We start from the raw sequence: 20,332 nt of genomic DNA, 5'->3' as shown, positions 1-20,332 counted from the left end.
GACTTCACTCTCCGGAAAAACCCTCCGCCATATGAATCCTTTCTAAAGTGGTGGGATGAGAATGTTCTAGAAGCACTTCCCAGCGATTCGGATTCAATCGGGACCGATTGTCTTTGGCCAGTTTTTTCTCCGCTTCTATAAACGCTTCCTTGTCCTTTGTCAGAACGAGCGCTTCCAAATCCGCCTGAGATTCCTGCATTCTGCTGAGCGTACTCCAAACCGGCCTCGTCACGGTACCGACCAGGGAAAGAACCAAAAAAAGAAAGGGCAGGCTGGAAGGGGAAGAAAACTCTTTCAGAGGAAGACGATTTTCTTCCTTAGTCTTGCGGAAGAGATAGGCCAAAACGAAACAGAGTAAAAAAGTTTCCGCGGTCCCTATAAGGATATCCTTGGTCTGGTGGTTGTGCACCCAATGACCGATCTCGTGCCCCAAAACGCTGATCACTTCGGCTTCCGTATGTTTTTGGATGAGAGTGTCGTAGAGAAAGATTTTCCGGTTTGTACCCCAGCCGGTAAAATAAGCGTTCGTGTGCCCGGAATATTTGCTTTCGTTGATCACATAAACGTCCGAGACCTCTATCTTCGCCCGATGACAAAGATCCACGATCTTCGACTTCAGACTTCCTTCTTCGATCGGATGGTATTCGTAAAACAGGGGAGTGATGAAGATCGGAAAGAGAACGGAAAACGCCAGACCCAGAACCAAGGACCCCGCCGTAATGATGTACTTCCAAGAAGATGTAAATTTTCTTAATATAAAAATGGAACCCAACCCCAAAGGTAAGGAGATCGCTGTCCCGACCAGCAGAGACTTAGTCGTGTACAAAATCCAATCCCACAGGGTCATGGCCGAGAATCCGAAACGGTGTTCCAAAACGTAACCGAAATAATAATGAAAAGGCAAACCGATCAGAAACTTGAAAAATCCCAGCGCCAAAAGGAATAAGGCGGCGGCAAAATAGAATCTTTGCCCCGTTTTTCTCAAAAGAAAATCCTCTATTTTCACGGAAAACGGAGTGAATACCAGGAGGCCCGTCAGAAAAACATCGATCCATTCCGAGGCTAAAGAGGCAAAAAAGCCTCTACGATCGTATTCGATTCCCTTCCGCAAATCCTCTTCCGTAAAATACTTTAAAATTGCTTCATGTGTTTCGGAGGAGGTGTCTCCTAAAAAGGAGAGGTATTTTAAGAGCATTGCGAAGCCGAATTGGAGAAGATAAACGAATAAAAAAGATGTACGGATGGACATGGTTGAAAAGAAGCCTGTTGCGGCCACGTAAGCATTGCCAAGAGGAGGAACAGGTCAATCACAATTCCGGTAAGCTAGCCTAACGAAGGAAAACGGTGATCGTTACGCCTCTCACGGAACGATCCGGAAAATCGATTGCTTTTCTCCACTCCAAAGATGAAAATTGGGCAATGTGCGATTCGTACAGGCTCCCGTCCGACGCGGACCAAATCGTCTCTCAATTCCGGATCGAGAACGAAAAAGCGGAAATCGTAGAGAAGTACAGATTGGATCGGGAAGTGTTTCCCGGAGATGTGGCCCCCGTCCTGATCCTCCAATCCGAGGAAAGGGTTCTGAAGAATTACAAATGGGGAGTCTGGAACAGCAAAACCCAAAAGTACGAAACGGTCGCCAGAATCGAAAGTTTCAAAACTTCCCCTTTATGGAAGGACGCGGTCAAAAGTTCCCGCTGTCTCATCCCTGCCAGTTCCTTTTACGAATGGAAAACCCTCTCCGATACGGAAAAAATCAACGTAGAGATCAATCCTAAATCCACGGAACTCTTCGCGTTTGCGGGACTTCATGTGCATTATCACGAAGGCGGCCAGATCATTCCCGGCTTTGCGATCGTTACCGTACCTGCTTCCTTGGAAATGACTCCCGTCGGAGAAAGACAACCCGGAGTGATCGCCCAAGAGGATTACTCGTCCTGGTTGGATGGGGCTGCGGATCCGATATCGCTGGTTCGGAGCGAGCGTAGCATCGTATTCGAGATCAAAAAGGACCCTCCTCCGGAAGACGAGCACACCGGTTCCGGATAACGTGGCCTATGATTTTATTTAAGAACCGAGTCCCTTCGTTCCAGCTTCAAAACGGATAAGTAAACGACTACGACCAGGCAAACCCCTGCGGAAGTCAGGAAGAGGGTTTTTGGACCTAGGGAAAACCAAACGACGCCGGCTAAAGAACTGGCGAGCAGCGAAGCGATGCTGTTCCATCCCGCAAAACTTCCGATCGCGGTTGCCGCATCACTAGGATCCGAGATGTTCGTGATCAGAGCTTTGGAGATCCCTTCCGTGGTCGCCGAATAGAATCCGTAAAGAATAAATAAACCGTAAAACATTTCCCTGCTTGTCGCAAACGCCATCCCGAAGTAGACTCCGCTGAAAAGAAACAAACCTACCGCCAAGACTCGTTTCAATCCGAACCGGTCGGAAAGGATTCCTACCGGAAAGGAAGCGAGCGCGTAGGTCAGGTTGTACAGAATGTACATCCAGATCACTTCCGTATCTTCCAGCCCTTTGCTCTTTGCGAACATAAGCAAAAAAACGTCCGAACTGTTGATCAATCCGAAGACCAATAAACCCGCAGTCAATCTGCGGTAAGCGATCGGACTTTTTTTCCAATAGCCTACGAAACCGAAGAAGTCCTCCTTTTGAGGGGAAGGGCTTTTTTCCTTCTCCTTTAGGAATCGGGATACGATCACTGCCGCGAGACCGGGAAAGAATGCGATATAAAAAAGAAGAACATAACGTTCCGGATAAAAATACAAAAAGCAAAGCGCCAAAAAAGGACCGATCACCGCGCCTAAAGTGTCCATAGAGCGATGAAAACCGAAAACCGCCCCCTTTGTCTCCGGAGTCGCCTCTTCGGATAACAACGCGTCCCTTGCGCCTGTTCGGAGACCTTTCCCGAACCGATCCAGGGTCCTTGCGGAAAAGACCCAGGCAGCATTCGAAAAAATCCCCATCATTGGTTTAGATAAGGCGCTGAATAGGTACCCCCATTGCACAAAAGGCACTCTTTTGGCATTTGTGTCGGAAAGTTTTCCGAAATAGCCTTTGCTAAGTCCTGCCACCGCCTCCGCGACTCCTTCCAGGACGCCGATGAGAAGGACGGAAAAACCGATACTTTTCAAGTACAAAGGTAGGATAGGATAGAGCATTTCGCTTGCCACATCCGTAAATAAGCTAACTAAAGATAGGATCCAAATCGATTTGGTGATGACTTTCATGCGAATACTCGTATTGCTTGTCCACTCCCGGAGGACTTTTCGAAAATTCGAAAAACCGATTCGACGGGAACATACCAGTACGAAAGAGTATGGAAGAAAGGAAAGCGGTTTTTAGAGTAGGTTGCCCGTTGAAAGGCTGCGAAGTATGATGGACGAGAGAGAGAAAGGCAAGGATCGAACGGAGACTGATTCTCTAAAAGGGACCGAGTTCTTGTACAAGACTCTGGCAAAGAATTTCCCCAACGGAGCGATCGCCATCTTCGACGAAGATCTGCGTTACCGCCTGATCGACGGCGCCGGCCTCGCGGAGGTCGGATTATCATCCGAGCAGATGACCGGCAGGACCATCTGGGAAGTGTTCCCCCAGGAAACCTGCGATGTGATAGAACCCTATTACCGTACCGTCTTGGCCGGGGAATCCGTGGAAGCGGAGGTTCCGTTCCGGAACAATATATTCAAAGTTCATCATATTCCGATTTTTGGGGACGACGGGTCGGTGATCTTCGGGATGGTGATGACTCAGAACGTCACCGAAAAGAAAAGACAAGAGGCTGCCCTTCGCGAAAGCGAATATAGATACAGGGAAATATTCGAAAAGACTTCGGATTGTATGTTTGTCTTGGAAGTCTTCCCGGAAAATCGCTTTCGGATTCTGGATTTCAATCCGGCTGAGGAAAAAGCGACCGGAATGAAAATCGCGGACGTCGCGGGAAAGTACATCGATGAACTCGTTCCTCCGGATGTCGCAGTCAAACTCGCGGAGAATTACCGGAGGTGCGTGGATGAGGAAGTCCCCATCGGTTACGATGAGGTTTTGGAATTCGATTCTATATTACGTTCCTTTCATACTGTGTTGATTCCTCTCAGGGACGAAAACGGCGCGATCACCAAAATCGTGGGAGTCGCCCGCGATCTAACCGAAATCAAGCACCAAGAGGAATTGGTCCAAAAAAGCGAACGTCACCTTCGCAGAATCATAGACGGTCTAGGGCCCTACATGTTCGTGGGATTGATCCGGCCTGACGGAACCGTGGTGGAGGCGAACCATGCGGCCTTGACGCTCGCAGGATTAAAGCTGGAGGACGTGGTCGGCAAAAAATTCGAGGAGACGTATTACTGGTCCTATTCCGTGGACGTGCAACGGAAACTCAGGGAAGCCATCAATACGGCCGCCTCCGGAAAATCCGTCAGATACGACATACAGTCCAGAATTTCGGATCGGCAATTCATTTCCTTGGATTTTTCCATACAACCGATTCTGGACGAGAGAGGGAAGGTGGAATACCTCATACCTTCCGGCGTGGTCATCACGGAGAGAAAGCTGGTCGAAGACGCCTTACGGGAATCCCAGCGTATGTACAGCGAGTTGATGGAGAACATCAACGACGTCATCTTTTCCCTGGATACCCGAGGGCGGATCACGTTCATCAGTCCCGCGGTTCGTTCCGTGATCGGATACCTACCGGAAGAATTGATCGGAAAAACCTTCGAGGAATTCGTATTCGAAGAGGATCGAGAAAGCGCTTCCCGATCCTATAAGAGGGCTCTTGCGGGAAGCAGGCAATTGTCGGAATACAGGATGAATACCAAGGACGGAAGGCAGATTTGGGTGCAGACTTCCGGGCGTCCTTTGGCCAGGGAAGGAAAGACCGTCGGGGTGGCGGGGATTGCCACCGATATTACGCAACGGAGACATTTGGAGCAGCAACTCTTCCAGTCCCAAAAGCTGGAAAGCTTGGGAACCCTAGCGGGAGGACTCGCCCATGATTTTAACAACCTACTGGGGATCATTCTCGGCAACTTATCCATATTGGAAAAAAATTTCGGAGACGCCGGACGGATTGCTCGAAGCGTGGAGACGATCGGTAGAGCCGTCGACAGGGGGGCCGCACTCGTCCGCCAGCTACTGACCTTCGCCCGCAAATCCGATCCGTCCTTTCACGCGATCCGGATCGAAACGATCGTGCAGGAGATTCTTCCGTTGATGAGGGAGACGTTTCCCAAATGGATTTCGGTGGAGACAAAAATCGATCCTAACCTACCCGCCGTGATCGCGGATCGAACGCAAATCCAACAGGTACTCCTGAACCTTTGCCTGAACAGTAGGGATGCAATGCCCGAAGGAGGAGATCTAGTGATCCGTATCGGAGCGGTTTCCGGAGACCTCGTTCGTACCATGTTTCCGAAGGCGGAAGCGGAGGAATACGTGAGAATCCAGGTATCCGACACGGGATACGGAATGGACGAAGAGACTCAAAACCGTATTTTCGAACCTTTCTTTACGACCAAACAATCCGGAGCGGGGAGCGGACTGGGATTGGCTATGGTCTACGGAATCGTGGAGCGACACGGAGGACATATCTCCGTGGAGAGCGCCCCGGAATCCGGAGCGACCTTTCAGATATTTTTACCCGCCGGCTTCCGCGAAGTACAGGAAGAGACGGGAGAACTCGGAATACCGGAGGATCCGATCGGAGGAAACGAAACCGTTCTGATCATAGAAGACGAGGAGATGCTGCGGGAAACGATCAAGATTCTTCTGGAGGAAAAAGGGTACACGGTTCTTGCGGCAAAGGACGGGAAGAGCGCCTTGGAAATCTATTCGGAAAACGCAAAGGAAATCTCTCTCGTGCTTTCCGATGTGGGACTTCCCGAGCTGTCCGGGGACCGGATCTTTTTCGAGTTGCGTAAAATCAATCCTAGGCTTCAAGTCATCCTCTTCAGCGGATTTTTGGAACCGGATCGCAAAGTGGAACTCCTGAAAGCGGGAGTGTATGACGTACTTCAAAAACCGTACAAGGCCAACGAAATATTGGCGAAGATCAGGGGAGCTCTGGATCGAACGGAGCCCTAGACGAACCGATACGGAAAGAAACTTCGCAGCGAAGGAATTCGAACCGGAGAGTATTCGGGATCCGATTCGGTTCGTCTTATAACTTTAGGCACAATGAAATAGGGGAAATGGACGAAAAGACATGGATAAAAGGGAATCCTGGAAAGTACGGTGGAAAATAACGATCGGAATGGAAGTGATGACTTCCGTTTTGGCCGTACCATTGGCCGTCCTCTTCATCATCGCGGCCGGGGCTTACGACTTCGGGAAAGCTTTGGCATTGATCATCTGTGCCGGGGTTTCCCTATTCACCTCTTTCGTGGTTCCTACCGTACGGTTTCTCTATCTGGGACGCGTCTTCCGATCGCTGGAAACGGAACGATGGACCAAATTGAACGCGGCGGGTAAGTCTCGGATCAAGGAGAAACTCCTGAATTTTCCGCTCTATAATACCGGATTTTACGTCGTGCAATGGAGTTACGGAATCTTTTCGGCTTGGAATTACATGCACTACTTCTTCCGGCCTACCTTTCTGGAATCCATGCCTTTCGCTTTCCTTCCCGCGATCATTTATCCCATCTTGGGAGTTTCCCATTTCTTCATGACGGAGTCCATCCTATCCCAAGTCCTGGAATCGGACCAGTTGATCGGAATTCAGGTCCACGAAACCAACGTGAGAAAAGTTCCGATTTTCGCGAGGATCTTCGCTACCATCGTCGCTATCTCTTTAATGCCGGTGATTATTTTCGGATATCTTCTGTTCGAGGAAACGGCCGGTTGGGTCAAATTAGGGAATATTACCGTTCCTCTTCTACTCACCGGATTCTTCATGTTGGTCACCGTGGCGGTCGCATCCTACCTTCTCGCGGCTAGCATCCGTAAAAATTCGGGAAATATGGTGGATATTTTCGCGGGAATGTCCAACGGGGATCTAATTTCGGAGTTGCCGATGATTTCGACGGACGAACTTGGACGCAGCGGTAAAGCGTTAAACGAATTCGTCAAGCGACTCCGGGTCATCGTAAAAAGCGTGATACGGGAAGCAGATCGACTTTCCGAGAGCTCCAAGAAACTGGAGGAAAACACCAAGGAATTATCCCGAAAGATGCAGGACCAAGCCGCCGCGACGGAACAGATGAGCGCCGGAGTGGAGGAAATCGCCGCTTCCATTACTTCCACGGCGTCTCGTGCGGACGGTCAGGCGGAGATCGCCAAAAAAGCGACGGAATCCTTGGCCGAGCTCGAAGGTCGTATTCGACAAGTCCACCTTGCGTTATCCGAAACCAAAGCGGACGCCGATCGAATGAAGTCCGAAACATCCAAAGGAACTCATGCCTTACAGGGAACGACCCGCGCAATGGCGGAAATAGAGGAAAGCACCACTAGGATGGGAAGCACCGTAAACGTGATCCATGAGATCACGGATCGAATCGGTCTACTCTCCTTGAACGCGGCCATAGAGGCGGCGAGAGCGGGGGAAGCAGGGAAGGGGTTCGCCGTAGTCGCTCAGGAAATTTCCAAGTTGGGAGAACAAACCCAGGAAAACGCCAAGAGGATCCGCTCCGCCATCAAGGACGCGTTGAGTGCCACTAAGAGCGGTAGGGAAGTGATAGAATCCACTCAGGTAGTATTCGAGAAAATAGGACATACCGTCACCACCACCTTGAATCGGGTTTCGGAAGTAGCTGAGTTATCCGATTACCAGCTTTCCGCCAGCGCCGCAGTCCGTTCCGCATTCGGGGACTTGACTCATTCGGCGGAAGAGATCAGAAATCATACGCAGGAACAGGCGCAAACTTCGGGGGAATTCTCCAAAACGATCGTGGCGATTTCGGAAACGACGGAACTATTGAATCGTGTGGTGGAAGAGATAGACTCGTTGGCGGAAAGACTCGCGACCCAATCCACCGCACTAAAAGGCGACGTCGCATTTTTCCAAACGTAATCGAGACGGAGGATATTACTGGAAGCGATCGAAATCATTTTCCAAAATTTCACCGAAACATTCCGCGTCGTAAAAGTTGTCCCGCTCCAGGATTTGGCAGGCAGCAGCCCATTTCGAAACGAAGTACATCGTATCCACGGCGGTCGGCTCGATTTGAGAAGAAGGTATATTCGATTCTGTCTGAATACTCATGGGACCGCCTGCGAATCTTTTTAGGAACGTTTCATTAATAGACGTCGAATTTTACTTCGACATCCAGGATAAGTCCGCATAAATTTCCGATTTTCTAAAAAAAAGAGAAATTATAAAACGATAATGCACAATTTTGCGGGTTATAGTATCAACGGATTAGACTTTCCGAAACGGAATGGGACAAAAACCGTTCAGTCCGGTTTGAGACCTTTGTTCATGAGTCGGACGATTTCTCGGATCGTAGCCTTGATCTCGTTTTCCGGGACTTTGTATACGATCTGCGCCATAAAACCCAACGCGAAGGTGAGAGAGGAGATGCCGAACGCGACGGATTTCAAATCCACCTTGGAATCGATCTCTCCCGCCTTTTTGAATTTCTCGAGTTCCTGCACCATTTCCGGAATCGCTTTTTCGTAGATCTTGGCCTGTATGATCTTACTCACGTCGGAATCCAGAATGATTCTGCTCACTGCGACCTTCATGAAGTCGGAATAGTTCCTGAATTCGTCGCAACGAGCGCTGATGGAATCCTCCAAGGCCTCGTCCAAATGAGTGTAATCCTTAGGCAGGTTTTTTTTACGCAAAAGAGTGTTCCCGTCATCATCCAGTTCTTCCGCTCTGGTGAGAATGGATTCCAACAATCCTTTTTTCCCGCCGAAATAGCGCATGATTAAGGCTTCGTTCGCCCCTGCCAGGCTGGCTATATCCTTGGTAGTCGCTGCGTCGTACCCTTTTTGGGCAAAAACCTGAATCGCCGCTTTCATAAGAGCGTTTTCCGTCCCCATTCGATCCCGTTTTTTGGGATCCGATCGAAGCGCTGGGGAAGCCGGAATTTTCCGGATCTTTTTTTTGGTCTTCTTTTTCGCAGGTTTTGCCATGGACGCTTTCCAGAGAATTGTATCCCGACCGACGACTAATCAGCCAAGCGGATTTTTATTTTCGATTCGGTTTTCGCGCTTGCTCGCACTTTCGGGGGTAGAAAAAAATGTAAAATGTAAGTAATCAATTACATAGTAGACGAGACGCATGTTGGAAAATCGACTCAATTTTTCGGAAAATTCGCAGGAGCTTCCCGAAACGCAGCCCATTCCCCGTAGAAACGAACTCTCCTCCTTTTGGTCGAAAATAGGGGACAAAACGTTTCTTCCCCTTCTCCTCTTGATCGGGATTACCGTGTTACTTCCCGGTTTGGGCAGCAGTCAAATTCTGACCCAAGGCGACGAGGAAATGCATATTGCGACCATACGCGAAAGTTTGTCGGAGTCCTCCTATCTGTTTCCGAAGTTCGAAGGGGTGATGAATCTATACAAACCGCCCGCTCTTTTCTGGTCGGGGATGCTTTCCGACTCCCTTTTAGGGACCAGCATATTTGCCGAAAGATTCCCTTCTCTGCTACTTTTTTTGGGGACCTCCCTTTTTCTGTACTTCGGGTTGAGGACGGTCCGGGCAAAACCCTTCGTCGCGTTCTTCATTTCGGGAAGTTTTCTTTTCACTCTCGGTGCGTTTAAGTTTTCCAGGTTGGTAATGATGGAGAGCTTTTTGGTGTTCTTTCTCGCCGCCACGTCCTCCTTATTCCTGAAATACCGCGTTTCCGGAAAACGGATCTGGTTACTTGCGGCGGGTCTCCTTTCCGGATCTGCCTTTCTGGTAAAGGGTCCGGTGTTCCAAGTATACTCGGGGATCGTTTTGGCTTCCCTGTCCTGCACTAGCGTATTCGTAATGGACCAGGTTCGGGGATGGACAGGATGGAAACGAATCGGTAAAGAAATTGTGAATAATGGTTTGTTCCATGTGTTCTCCCTTGTGATCCCGTTCGTATGGGTGCTCAGTCTTCTCCTTTTTTCCGAAGCGGGGAGAGCCTTCCTGAATTTCTTTTTCGTTACGGAAAATCTGGGCAAGTATTCGAGTGCTACCGTCAACCAGGAGGAGTGGATCCTTCCGATCGGCTGGCTCTTGTACAGCCTTCCTTTTTCTTTTCTACTGATTTTTGCGAACGGATTGGTTCTGGCTTCCAAACCCAAGAACGCAGCACAAGCGTATGGGAAGGCGCTTGTCTGGGCCTCGGTGGCCATTCTACTCGTCCACCTGACTCCGAACCGTAAGGACTACTATTACGCATTGCCGATCCTTCCTTTGGCATTTTTGGGAGCGGGCGTTTTCTTTTCCCGGACAAAGTCTTCCGACTGGAAAAAGCCTCTTTACTACAACCTGATCTTCCTTTTAGGATTCTGGACGGTTCTCGCCCTAGTCAAAACCGTCACACAAAAATTGACGGAAGCTCCTTTCCTGCCCGATTTTCTTTTGTCATTGTTTCTAATCGGAATTCTTGCCGCGCTCGTTTTGGGCGTCTTTCGAAAAGCGGAAGTCCCGTCCGTCTTCGCCTTGGGAAATCTGATCGTGGCCGGTTCCTTGATGGCATACGTGCAATTCTCCCTGATTCCTAGTTTGAGTTTACCCGATCTTCCGGAGACCGGATCCGTATGGAATGCCAGACAGGTCTGCGTGATTTCCGAGAACCCATGGACGGCACTTACCTATAGGAACGCGCTCGCGGGAGCGGAGATAGCGCACTCCATTCCCGGTTCGGAAAGGAACTGCGTGGATGGACGAAGAGCGGTCTTGGATTACGTTACGAATTGGGAACCCAAAGTGGATTACAGATTGGTACAATCCTGGCCGATCCGCAAGAGGGATCTTTCCTGGAAGGAATTCGTCGGTCCGGGACACGGCTTGGAATACGTCCGCCTATACGAACCGACCGGCGAATCCAAAAATTCGGAGGTCAAATGATCTCCGCTAAATTGTTTCGGTATCTTCCGATTTTGATTCTAGGCGCCGTCGTGGGAGTGTTTATCGCGATAAAGTACGCGAAGCTCCCCGGAACCTCCGGAACGGGAGAATGGGAAGGAAAGGAAATTTGTTTAGAATATTGTGATTCTCTAACAAAGTGTACGAAGGATGCCGTACCTTTGGCCACCGAGGACCAGCTGTACAAAATGGAGAATTCCTGTCTCAGGGGTTGCAGAAAGCATTTCGATAAAATGCAGGTATGCTTGGTTCCGGAGAAGATGAGTTCCTGCACTCATCTCACTTCCTGTCTTTTCCAGGAGATGAAAAAATACTATTGAGTGTCTTAAGGTAGATCGTCTAAAACTCGGATTCAGCCTTTCCAGTAACGATTCACTTTTTTGACGTAATCCTTGGTCTCCCGATAAGGAGGGATTCCTTTGTATTTTTCCACGGCGCCCGGTCCCGCATTGTAAGCGGCCAATGCGAGATCGGTGTTTCCGAATTTCCGCACCAGATCCCCCAAAAATTTCGTTCCGCCCGCGATATTTTCGGCGGGATCGAGAGGGTCTTCCACACCTAGGAGTTCGGCCGTGCTCGGCATCAATTGCATCAGTCCCTGCGCTCCCTTGGAGGAAACCGCGTCCTTCTTAAAACCGGATTCGGCACGGATCACGGACCGCACCAAGTTCGGATCCAACCCGTTGATTTCGGCTTGTTGCCGGATAAAACCGGAAAGCCCTAGATTTTCCCAATCCTCTTTCAGATTTTCCCGGGCTGTCGCCGCAGGCTTTTGGCGATCCAGCAGTTCCGAAAAACTTTCCGATACCTCGGACTTGTTTTCCCGTTCCGGTTTGGAAGTCGTCTCTCGGGGAGAGAACTTTTCCGAGATGGATCTGATTTCCTCAATTCTACCTAGAATGGTTTGGAAGGCGGGTAAATCCGTAAGTTTCATTCGAACCTCCCTGGGACGACTGGTCGGGCCCACAGTTATTATGTCTCTCGGCGGATTTTGGGGACTTCTGAAGCCTTTTTTGGGTCTTTTGTGGTTCGGAACAAAAGGGATTGTTGAAAAAAGAAGAATAGATGGAAGGATAGGCCGGTGATTGAAATCGAAATCGTCACTACGCCGAGGTTGACTGCCTTTCCCGTCTTTCTGGCTTTTAGCAGGGGATATTTTGAGGAGGAAGGGGTAAAGGTCCGAGTCCGGGTACTGAAAAGTTACGAGGCTGTCTTTGCTCATCTCCGCGAAGGAAGGGCCGAGGGAGGGGAAGTTCCTTTTACCGCTTGGCTGGACCAGCAATTACGTAGGACCTCCCCTAGTTGGACGTTTTGTCGGGGAGCGATCCTTTCCTCCCTGGTCCATGGATTTTACTCCGCTTCCTACATGGAAGCGGAAGCGATCCGGGATTCCTATCATAGCTTTCTTCCCATACTTCATCCTCTCTCGCTGGATCGATTCATTTCTGAGGAATTTTTCCGCTCGGAAAACTACCATAGAAGGAAGCCGGTCCCTTACATAGTTACCCGGCCGACTCTCTTGGTGAACGAATTTATACGAGCGGAATGCCTCGGAGTCGCGGCTTCCTTGCAGGAAATCCCCTTCTTGGGGGAAAAAGGATATTGTCTCACGGTAGCAAACGAGATCCCGCCTTACTATCTCCCGACTAACATGTTGGTTTTTACGGGAAGGTTCGCTTCTAAATTTCCGGAAGAGGCCAATTCCGTATCCCGTGCGATCCGGAAAGCCATGGAGGATTTGGCGAACCATGTGGCCTATGAAGGAGATTCCTACGTTTCGGATTGGGTAGGTCCTTGTCCCTGGAAACCGCCGGAATTGGACGGCTTCTACACGCGTTCGATGCCCGAGCTCGGCAAGATCCTTTCCGGAGCTCCTTCTCTGGAAGACGTCCGTTTCGTGGTGGATATCTATCGCAAAACGTTTTCCAGGAACGATCAGGCTGCCGACCTTTTGGACGAAGCTGCGCGAAGCGTGGCCGACGATCCGTTTCCGAAATTTCCGGCGGCGTTCCGGTTCAAAAAAACCGAGCTCCATCTGGACTATTACTCGACTCTTCCTCCGCTCAGGAGAGAGAACCCAAAGGAATTATCCAAATCTCCCGTCAGGAATATCGTCACCGAGCTGAAGGACTTGGCGTTAAGTCTACTCTCGGGAAGAAGGGAATTGTCCCTAGATACCACCTCCGTGCCGACAGGACCGTACATGTTCATTCGATCGGCGGTGAATTCCGTATTAGATTATTTGAATCAAGAATTGCGCGATATGGAGGAGAAAAACAAACGACTCACGGAGGACAATTATCTGCTCGAGACTCGTCTGGATATCAGCGACTTGAAGAGACAGACTACGGAAGAACGTTATCGTTATATGTTCGAGTTCGCTACGGATGCGATGATTATCGCTAACGCCGACACTCGGACGATCGTGGATGCCAACCGCAAATTCCGCGAAATCTCGGGGTATCTCGCTTCGGAAATCAGAAATACCAGGCTGGCAAGAATCCTTCCCGATATATTGGAGCAAAGCGAATTCAAGACTCCTCTAGGCAAAGAACAGCACATGACTTTTATTCCCGAGACGCAACTGATCCTGAAGGACGGCACCAAATTCAGGGTCGGCCTCAGCGTCACCGGATTCAGCGCGGAGACGAAGCGATTTTATCAGATACAGGTAAGCGACAACGCGCTTATCTTGGAATCCGAGCGGATCAAGCACGAGTTCATATCCAATATCTCCCACGAACTCAGGTCTCCGATGACGAATATACAGGGTTATTTCGACCTTCTACTTTCGGATCCCGTCCTCACTCTGAACGAAGAGCAAAAGGAAATGGCGGACGTGATCCGTAAAAACGTCAGAAGGCTCAACTTTCTGATCGAAAATCTTTTGCAATTGGAAAAGAAAGAGGCCCAAAGTGCGGAGGAAATGACCGAAATCTTCGACCCGGCTACGGTGATCGAGGAGGTGCTCTACATCAATTCCCCTCCTGCGGTGGAAAAAGGATTGGAAGTTGTCACGAATCTTTCCAAGGGACTTCGGGTTAGAGGGGTCCGATTCGAATTTTCCCAGATCGTCACGAATCTATTCGTCAACGCAGTCAAATATACGGAAAAAGGAAACGTGGAGGTCACTCTGCAGAAGATATCTCCCGGCAAAGCGGAACTCCGCATCATCGATACGGGAGTGGGAATCGATCCTAAGTACAAGGAATTGATCTTCGAAAGATTTTTCCGAGTTCCGGACCACAGAAATCGAACCGTGGGTGGAACGGGTTTGGGATTGTCTATCAGTAGGGTGTTGATCAATAAGATCGGCGGCGAGGTTTTCGTGGAACCCAATCTTAAGGGCGGGAGCGTCTTTCGGGTCGTCTTGCCCCTTTATATCTCATGAATCGCCGTATTCTTTTTCTATCTCTGATATCTTTCCTCGTTCTCGCTCTCGTCTATTTCGGCTTTTTTTGGATTCCTGCCGAGGCCGAAAAGGAGGAGACCGTTCTACAAGGAGGTCTTTCCCGGCGAACCGTATCTTCCGGAGAAGGTTCTCTCTTCGATGGATCCTCCGACTTCGTTCACTTCCAGGAACCGACGGAGGAAACGGAAACCGATCACGACGGTAAAACGGCGGCCGCAGGAACGTCCTCGGAATCCGATCGAAACGAGGAAGAAAGAGCGAAATTGCTCGAGCAATCTTACGAAAGATTCAAACCTCTAGCGGATCGTTTTCCGAACAATCGAATGATACCGAAAAAGCTCTCGCCGGAAGAGACGGCAAAACGCCGCGAAGAAGAGACGAGGTACGATTCGATCCAAAGTGATCTGCTGGAAAAAAGGGAAGTCCTAAAGGAGGATTTGAGCTTTTATCTGAACGAGAAGTTGAAACGCTCGGATGATATGCTGGAGATTCTGAAATACGGTTTGGAATCGGTTCAAAAATCCTTACCGATCGCGACGGATACGAATGCGGAATATCTCAAGATCGTCCGGGAACGTATCGAGAATATCGAAAAGAATCGATCCGAGGTCCTATCCGCGAAGAAGAATATCGAGGACCCCTAACGTCTGGTTTTGCCTTTTTTCTTTCCGGAAGAGAGTTTCTTTTTTTGGAGAGGCTTTTTGCCTCTGGGAAGTTTCATTTCGGAAAGTAGGGTAGCCAATGCGAGGAGCTCTTCCAGACCGAAAAGTTCGAGTAAAGGAAGAACCTTGGAAAAGCCGATCTTCTTCAGCAAGTGCAGCGCATTCTTAGTGCCGAATTCCTTTAAGAGCAAAGGAATTTCCATTACCCCTCTCTTTTTGACCCAAGTAGCGCATTCTTCCGGACTTAAGGCCTTCGCTAACGGAATAAAATCCTTGGAAGGTAAGGACTTGGCCAGATCCAAAAACGGATCTAACCCGACCGAGTTCAGATATTCCAAGGATTCCCGGGATCCTAAACCTTGCAGAATCTCGACGATTACCTTGGAACCTAACGCCTGGTTGATCCGTTTCACGTCTTCCGCAGGTAGGGCGTGAGCCAATATCGTTAATTCCGATAACCCTAGATGTTTTACGAAAAAGACCAGATCCGCAGGATCGGATTCCCCGATCAACTGGACCAGGATGGGCTCGGAAATGGATTGGATCAACGAGACGATTTCCTTTTCCGTGAGATGCTGGCTAAGATACAGTAGTTTCTTGTGATCCACCTTTTCGGAAATGGAAAATAGAGCCTCGTATCCCAGATTCCGGAACAATTGAAACGACTTTTGAGGACCTAACTTATCTAGGTATTCCAAAGCGTTTTGGATTGTGGAAATCACCTTTTTCAATTCAGGATATCTCCCAGTATATCCTCGATCAAAGGAGTCAGGTCTCGTTTTTTATGAACTTCTCTCAGATTATGGGCGACGTCCGAAGTGACCTTGCTTACCCAAAGCTCCAGCTCGGTGGCGGAAAGTCCTAGGAATTCCCGGACGGTTTCCTTACGGTATCGGTTCAGCAGAGTATCCCTTCCGTTACCGTATAAATTTTCCAGAGAGGCTTGTATCTTCGGGTCGGAAGCCAGCGCCCTTCTGAGACGATCCGCTTTAGGACCGATCTTGCCCCCGTCCACTCTTCCCATTTCCGTAAACGCGGTTTTGAAAAGTAGGCGCAAGGTGTTCCGAAGGGCGGATTGCACCTCTTCCGCTCCGCCGCCTAAGGAAACGAAATCCGCGATCCGTTCCGTAAACGCAGGGAGTAGGGAAGAAAGAAACTGGGAAACCTGCTTTTCCAACCCCGCAGCCTGAAAGACTCCGTGAAGAGGATTGATCTTTTTATGGAATTCGGTGAGTACCTTCTCGAGTCCTTGCGATAAGATGTCCTGTATCTCGGGTAAATTCAGGATTCCTAAAATTAGATTTTTGGAAGGCGCGGCTTGCGTACCTGCGATCAATTCCACCAAGGCTTCGCGGCTTTCTTCGGACAGAAAATCATCCAGAGAGGAATGGGGAAGAGCCTTTTCGATCGGAAATTCCTCCGACAGTACCTTGATTTTCTCTTCGGGAAGCCGGAGGAGACCTATGGCGGAAGGGGAGATCCGCACGTTCTCCGGCAACAGTTCCTCGAGAGTGGAATCGAAAAGAAAAAACAGACTCCGTCCCAGAGTCCGTTCCATCCTTCCGGGTTCGGTCAACCAGGACGAAACCCTGGATTTCCTGGATCGAAATAAACCGATTCTGAATGCCAATCGATTTTCCTTAAGCGGTCTGAAGGCCGGACCAAGCCGCTTCCAGTTTCGGTAAATGGAACGTAAGCTGGTTTCTATGATAAAGAATCAGATTCTTTTTCTTTAAATTATGGATTTCTTTAGGAGGATGGAACAGTTTTTCGTCAAAGACGACGTATTCTCCGTCCAGTTTCAGATATCCTTTTTCTTTGGACTTATGCAGAAAGGAATCGAAAGCTGCGGCCAAACCGTCCTCGAAAAATCTCCGGGAAATATAGATTTCCGGGTGTTTGGCCCGGATCGTCTCCGCGAGTGCCTTCAACGCTCCGAGCAGCTTGGTTTTGCTCTCTTTCGCTTTGCCTTCGCACTTCAACAGTAAATAGGAGGCCAAATTACCCGTGGTGACCGCGTATCCTTTTCCCAGTTTTTCGCGGACGATTCCGGCAACCTCGTCCGCACCGGCCTCTTCCGGAATCGGAAAGAGATCTCCGTAACCGATATGAAGCTCGGCCTTTTTGGACGAGAAATAATCGTATGTAAAGGTAAAGGAATTGAAATGAAGTCCTTTGAACTTGGATCGGAGGAAATAGATTCCTTTCTTGATCTGATTCAAATAACCGTCATGATTAAACGTCCCTTCCGGAAATAGGAAAAGCGTGCGTCCCTGGGCGATTTTTTCGGAAAGAAAACTCCATTCCTGTTCCACCATATCCCTTAGTTCCCCTTTTTTCAGGAGTTCCCTCGCATTATCCCGGAACGGGCGTTTTATAGGGACGCAGCCGATATAATCCATGAACTTAGGAATCAACATGGTCGCATCCACCATCTTCAGGAACAGCTTCATGATTCCCTTCGGTCTCAGTTCGTTCACTAAAAACCCCTTTCCGAGCATATCCTCCCGGGCAGGAATCGCGAATTTGATCTTGGGCCAAACATGACGGTACACGGCGGCCAGTGCCGGTATGTCGGCTTCCGAGACGTGGTTTGCCATGAGCACGGAGGGGTAGGGCGCGTGAAGTTTTTCCTCCGAACTGCCTGCGGGAAAGTATTCCTCGAAGGAGTCGAAAGCGACCCCGCGGATCTTGTATACTAGGTCGATCAGCCAATTGTAAAATCTGGTCGTGCGGACCGGCTGCACTTGATTGATAGGTACGGTTTCTTGGGAAACGGAGTTCATCAAATTTTCCTTATTTAATCCACGATGTACTTTGGTACTGATTCGCTGATTCGTGTAGTAGTTTCATAATTGATCGTATTAGTCCAATTGGCGTGATCGTCGGCGGAAACTTCTTCGTCGGCATCCTTTCCTATAATCGTGACGATATCCCCGATTTTAGGATCGGAGATATGAGTCACATCCAGCATCGCCATATTCATGCAGATCCTTCCTAGGATTTTTGCCCTTTTTCCTTTTACCAGCATCACGCCGTTGTTGGAAAGTTTTCGGTCCAAGCCCTCGTAATAACCTACCGGGACCACGGCGATTCGAGTCGGCGCGCTGGTTTGATAAGTGGAACCGTAGCCGACGTAGGTGTTCGCATCCAGGTCCTGTAAATGGACGATTTTCGTTTTCCATTGCATTACCGGCTGTAGTTGGAATTCGGTTCTACCGGTCAAATGCAAGGATAACCTGGTTTGTAAACTAGGCCAGAGACCGTAAAGGGAAATCCCGATCCGGACCAAATCATAATGTGCGTCTGGAAAAAGCATGGTGGACGCGGATGCGCATGCATGCCGGACCAGATCTCCGTAACCGAGCGATCGAGCTTCGGAGATCGCTTTGGAAAATTTTTGGATTTGCTCCTTGGAATACCTTTGCTCGATCACGTCTTCCGTACTGGCAAAATGGGTCGCTACTCCCTCCAAAGGGAGATTTTCTTTTTTCCAGGTGGAAAGAGTGGATTCCAATCTGCTACCGGAGGTCCCGAGTCTCCCCATACCGGTATCCACTTTTAAGTGGATCCTAGGGCGCGGCAAACAGGAAGCCAGTAACTTCCCTTCGTCCACCCTGGATACCACTGTCCAAAAATCCGGATCGGAGAATTCTTCCTTTCTTTTTTCCAGGTCGGGGGTGGCTCCCATAATCAGAATGCGCACCGAACGAAACGATTCGCGCAATTTCCTTGCTTCCTCCAGGGAATTGACCGCGAGCAAATCCGCCCCGCCGTTTAGGGCAAGCTCCGCCATTTCCAAAAGTCCGTGCCCGTATGCGTTGGATTTGATGACTGCGCTTAAAAGAGTTTCCGGCCGGAGGAGGGAACGGAAACTGTTCAGGTTCTGAGTCACTGCTTTTTGAGAAAGTTCGATCCAGGTTCTGTCGTTCAAGGGTCGTCTCTTCCGTTTCTCCTACTATTGAGTTCTCCCGGATTCTTCCCAATAGTTTTTTCCGAATCGATCCCGGAAAAAAAAGGGTTTCCCGAGGGGGGAAAAACACGCAGACTGCCCGAGAAAACGCTTACCAACCACCCCAGGAAATAGCCGGATGAAGCAATATAAAGTAGTGCAAACCTTCCCCGTACCCCTCCAAGACCTGCTCAAAGCAAGGGAAGATCGTTACAAGTACCTGGATCAGTTTCCGGAACTGAAAAATGTGGAGCTTTTGGAGGAGAAAAAGGAGGGAAACAAGGTTTTTCAAAAGAGAAAAGTAAAACTGGCGGATTCCTTACCCAAAGTCCTGGCTACTTTGCTCTCAGATCCGTCCCTGTTGGAAAATTCCGTCTTCGACCTTTCCACGAACACCCACGAATTTACCATCGCCCCTCCTGGAAACGACTCCATCGTAACGATCAAAGGATTTTCCATCTACAAGGAGTTGGGTCCGGGCGAATCAGAGCGCAGTTACGACGTACAAGTGATTTCCGGAGTCTTCCTAATGGGAAGCGTGATCGAAACTGTGATCGAGGAAATTCACAGGCATTCCCTCGAAAAGGACAAGAATTCGATCTCCGAGTTCCTAAAAAGAGGCCAAAACTCGGGCGCCTAGCGCTTTTCTCCACAGCGAGCCTAAAAGTTTCAGAGAGCCGATTGCGGCTCTACTATGCAAGCAGGAAGTCCCGAATACGGACTCTTTTGCTCTAGGTATTTGTCGCTTACGCAAGTCTCTCCCAGATAAAGCAACTCCTCTCCGAGGTTCCAGGCGCCCCATACAGGTTTGCCTGCACTGAGGGAAGGGAGTTTTTCGGAGAATCGATCGTCCGCCAGGAGACGTTCGTACTCCGACGAATCCGGAAGAATGAGAAGGAACTCCCAACCTTGCGCCTCGAAGCTCTTGAGCTGGTCCGACATTTTCAGGCAAGACCTGCAGTTCCGAGGCTCCACCAGGAAGAGAACTCCTTTGCTTCCTTTTTTTTCCGCTCTGGCAAACACTGCTTCCTTGGTTTCCGCCTGATTCGGAACGTTTCCGGAAAGAATTTTTCCGAAATCGAAATTTACGACTATACTTAAAATCAGGCAAAAGAGCCCGAAAAGAACCAAAAGGGCACGTTTTTTAAAAATGAATTTCGTCCAATCCTTCAAAGGTACGGATCCTCGCTTCTTGTATTTCCACAGAATTGTAATATAATGGGATTTCTGTTTTTTCCGATTCTAGGAAAAAGAAACGGAAAAAATAAATATAAATTTACGTAGAG

At 49.3% G+C, this 20,332-nt stretch carries 18 protein-coding genes; 8 read left to right on the top strand and 10 right to left on the bottom strand.

Going from position 1 to position 20,332, the window contains the following annotated elements; genetic code table 11:
- Window positions 1–4: 4 nt before the first annotated feature.
- Entirely contained in the window at window positions 5–1,249 is a 1,245-nt protein-coding gene (locus EHO61_RS06305; RefSeq protein ID WP_135812777.1) for a M48 family metallopeptidase, read from the bottom strand.
- 95 nt (window positions 1,250–1,344) lie between these two features.
- Between EHO61_RS06305 and EHO61_RS06300 the strand changes: the two genes are divergently transcribed.
- Window positions 1,345–2,049 carry an SOS response-associated peptidase gene (locus EHO61_RS06300; RefSeq protein ID WP_246032031.1) on the top strand — a complete coding sequence of 235 codons (705 nt, stop codon included), beginning with the start codon at window positions 1,345–1,347 and terminating at the stop codon, window positions 2,047–2,049.
- A gap of 14 nt (window positions 2,050–2,063) precedes the next feature.
- Here the strand turns inward: EHO61_RS06300 and EHO61_RS06295 are convergent, their stop codons facing one another.
- Complete coding sequence (locus tag EHO61_RS06295) at window positions 2,064–3,242, bottom strand: MFS transporter (protein ID WP_135812776.1); 1,179 nt, start codon at window positions 3,240–3,242, stop codon at window positions 2,064–2,066.
- A 145-nt stretch (window positions 3,243–3,387) separates the two neighbouring features.
- Between EHO61_RS06295 and EHO61_RS06290 the strand changes: the two genes are divergently transcribed.
- Both EHO61_RS06290 and EHO61_RS06285 read left to right on the top strand, forming a co-directional pair.
- Window positions 3,388–6,096, top strand: coding sequence for a hybrid sensor histidine kinase/response regulator (locus tag EHO61_RS06290; protein ID WP_135812775.1), 2,709 nt, complete (start codon window positions 3,388–3,390; stop codon window positions 6,094–6,096).
- A 121-nt stretch (window positions 6,097–6,217) separates the two neighbouring features.
- Window positions 6,218–8,020, top strand: a complete 1,803-nt coding sequence (locus EHO61_RS06285) for a methyl-accepting chemotaxis protein (RefSeq protein WP_135812774.1) — start codon at window positions 6,218–6,220, stop codon at window positions 8,018–8,020.
- Window positions 8,021–8,035: 15 nt separating this feature from the next.
- Here EHO61_RS06285 and EHO61_RS17200 read toward each other — a convergent pair whose 3' ends face one another.
- Both EHO61_RS17200 and EHO61_RS06280 read right to left on the bottom strand, forming a co-directional pair.
- Window positions 8,036–8,212: a hypothetical protein gene (locus EHO61_RS17200; protein ID WP_167884819.1), complete on the bottom strand. Its 177-nt coding sequence runs from the start codon at window positions 8,210–8,212 to the stop codon at window positions 8,036–8,038.
- A 191-nt stretch (window positions 8,213–8,403) separates the two neighbouring features.
- Window positions 8,404–8,997: a TetR/AcrR family transcriptional regulator gene (locus EHO61_RS06280; RefSeq protein ID WP_425460337.1), complete on the bottom strand. Its 594-nt coding sequence runs from the start codon at window positions 8,995–8,997 to the stop codon at window positions 8,404–8,406.
- Window positions 8,998–9,238: 241 nt separating this feature from the next.
- On the opposite strand from EHO61_RS06280, the gene EHO61_RS06275 reads away from it, so the two are divergent.
- Both EHO61_RS06275 and EHO61_RS06270 read left to right on the top strand, forming a co-directional pair.
- Window positions 9,239–11,002: an ArnT family glycosyltransferase gene (locus tag EHO61_RS06275; RefSeq protein WP_135812772.1), complete on the top strand. Its 1,764-nt coding sequence runs from the start codon at window positions 9,239–9,241 to the stop codon at window positions 11,000–11,002.
- Window positions 10,999–11,340, top strand: a complete 342-nt coding sequence (locus EHO61_RS06270; protein WP_135812771.1) for a Cys-rich protein — start codon at window positions 10,999–11,001, stop codon at window positions 11,338–11,340. The genes EHO61_RS06275 and EHO61_RS06270 overlap by 4 nt, the downstream gene beginning before the upstream one ends.
- Window positions 11,341–11,372: 32 nt before the next feature.
- Here EHO61_RS06270 and EHO61_RS06265 read toward each other — a convergent pair whose 3' ends face one another.
- Entirely contained in the window at window positions 11,373–11,954 is a 582-nt protein-coding gene (locus EHO61_RS06265) for a lytic transglycosylase domain-containing protein (RefSeq protein WP_135812770.1), read from the bottom strand.
- Between the two features lie 147 nt (window positions 11,955–12,101).
- On the opposite strand from EHO61_RS06265, the gene EHO61_RS06260 reads away from it, so the two are divergent.
- Window positions 12,102–14,411, top strand: coding sequence for a sensor histidine kinase (locus tag EHO61_RS06260; protein ID WP_135812769.1), 2,310 nt, complete (start codon window positions 12,102–12,104; stop codon window positions 14,409–14,411).
- On the top strand, window positions 14,408–15,076 hold the full coding sequence (locus EHO61_RS06255; RefSeq protein WP_135812768.1) for an LIC_20245 family lipoprotein: 669 nt from the start codon (window positions 14,408–14,410) through the stop codon (window positions 15,074–15,076). Before EHO61_RS06260 ends, EHO61_RS06255 begins: the two co-directional genes overlap by 4 nt.
- On the opposite strand, the gene EHO61_RS06250 is transcribed toward EHO61_RS06255, so the two are convergent.
- The 4 genes from EHO61_RS06250 to alr are packed head-to-tail and all read right to left on the bottom strand — an operon-like array spanning window position 15,073 to window position 19,028.
- Window positions 15,073–15,816, bottom strand: a complete 744-nt coding sequence (locus tag EHO61_RS06250; RefSeq protein WP_246032040.1) for a hypothetical protein — start codon at window positions 15,814–15,816, stop codon at window positions 15,073–15,075. The two genes, EHO61_RS06255 and EHO61_RS06250, sit on opposite strands and share 4 nt — an antisense overlap.
- A 5-nt stretch (window positions 15,817–15,821) precedes the next feature.
- Entirely contained in the window at window positions 15,822–16,724 is a 903-nt protein-coding gene (locus EHO61_RS06245) for a DUF445 domain-containing protein (RefSeq protein WP_135812766.1), read from the bottom strand.
- 10 nt (window positions 16,725–16,734) lie between these two features.
- Entirely contained in the window at window positions 16,735–17,880 is a 1,146-nt protein-coding gene (locus tag EHO61_RS06240; protein ID WP_135812765.1) for a lysophospholipid acyltransferase family protein, read from the bottom strand.
- Between the two features lie 14 nt (window positions 17,881–17,894).
- Window positions 17,895–19,028, bottom strand: coding sequence for an alanine racemase (gene alr / locus EHO61_RS06235; protein ID WP_167884818.1), 1,134 nt, complete (start codon window positions 19,026–19,028; stop codon window positions 17,895–17,897).
- A 157-nt stretch (window positions 19,029–19,185) separates the two neighbouring features.
- Between alr and EHO61_RS06230 the strand changes: the two genes are divergently transcribed.
- A complete protein-coding gene (locus tag EHO61_RS06230) occupies window positions 19,186–19,686 on the top strand; it encodes a DUF2505 family protein (RefSeq protein ID WP_135812764.1) in 501 nt (166 codons plus the stop codon).
- 29 nt (window positions 19,687–19,715) lie between these two features.
- Here the strand turns inward: EHO61_RS06230 and EHO61_RS06225 are convergent, their stop codons facing one another.
- Window positions 19,716–20,219: a hypothetical protein gene (locus tag EHO61_RS06225; protein WP_135812763.1), complete on the bottom strand. Its 504-nt coding sequence runs from the start codon at window positions 20,217–20,219 to the stop codon at window positions 19,716–19,718.
- Window positions 20,220–20,332: the final 113 nt, after the last annotated feature.

This window comes from Leptospira fluminis (assembly GCF_004771275.1).
Taxonomy (GTDB): domain Bacteria; phylum Spirochaetota; class Leptospiria; order Leptospirales; family Leptospiraceae; genus Leptospira_B; species Leptospira_B fluminis.
Note: the sequence above shows the minus strand (reverse complement) of the source record. Positions and strands in the feature narration are given on the sequence as shown.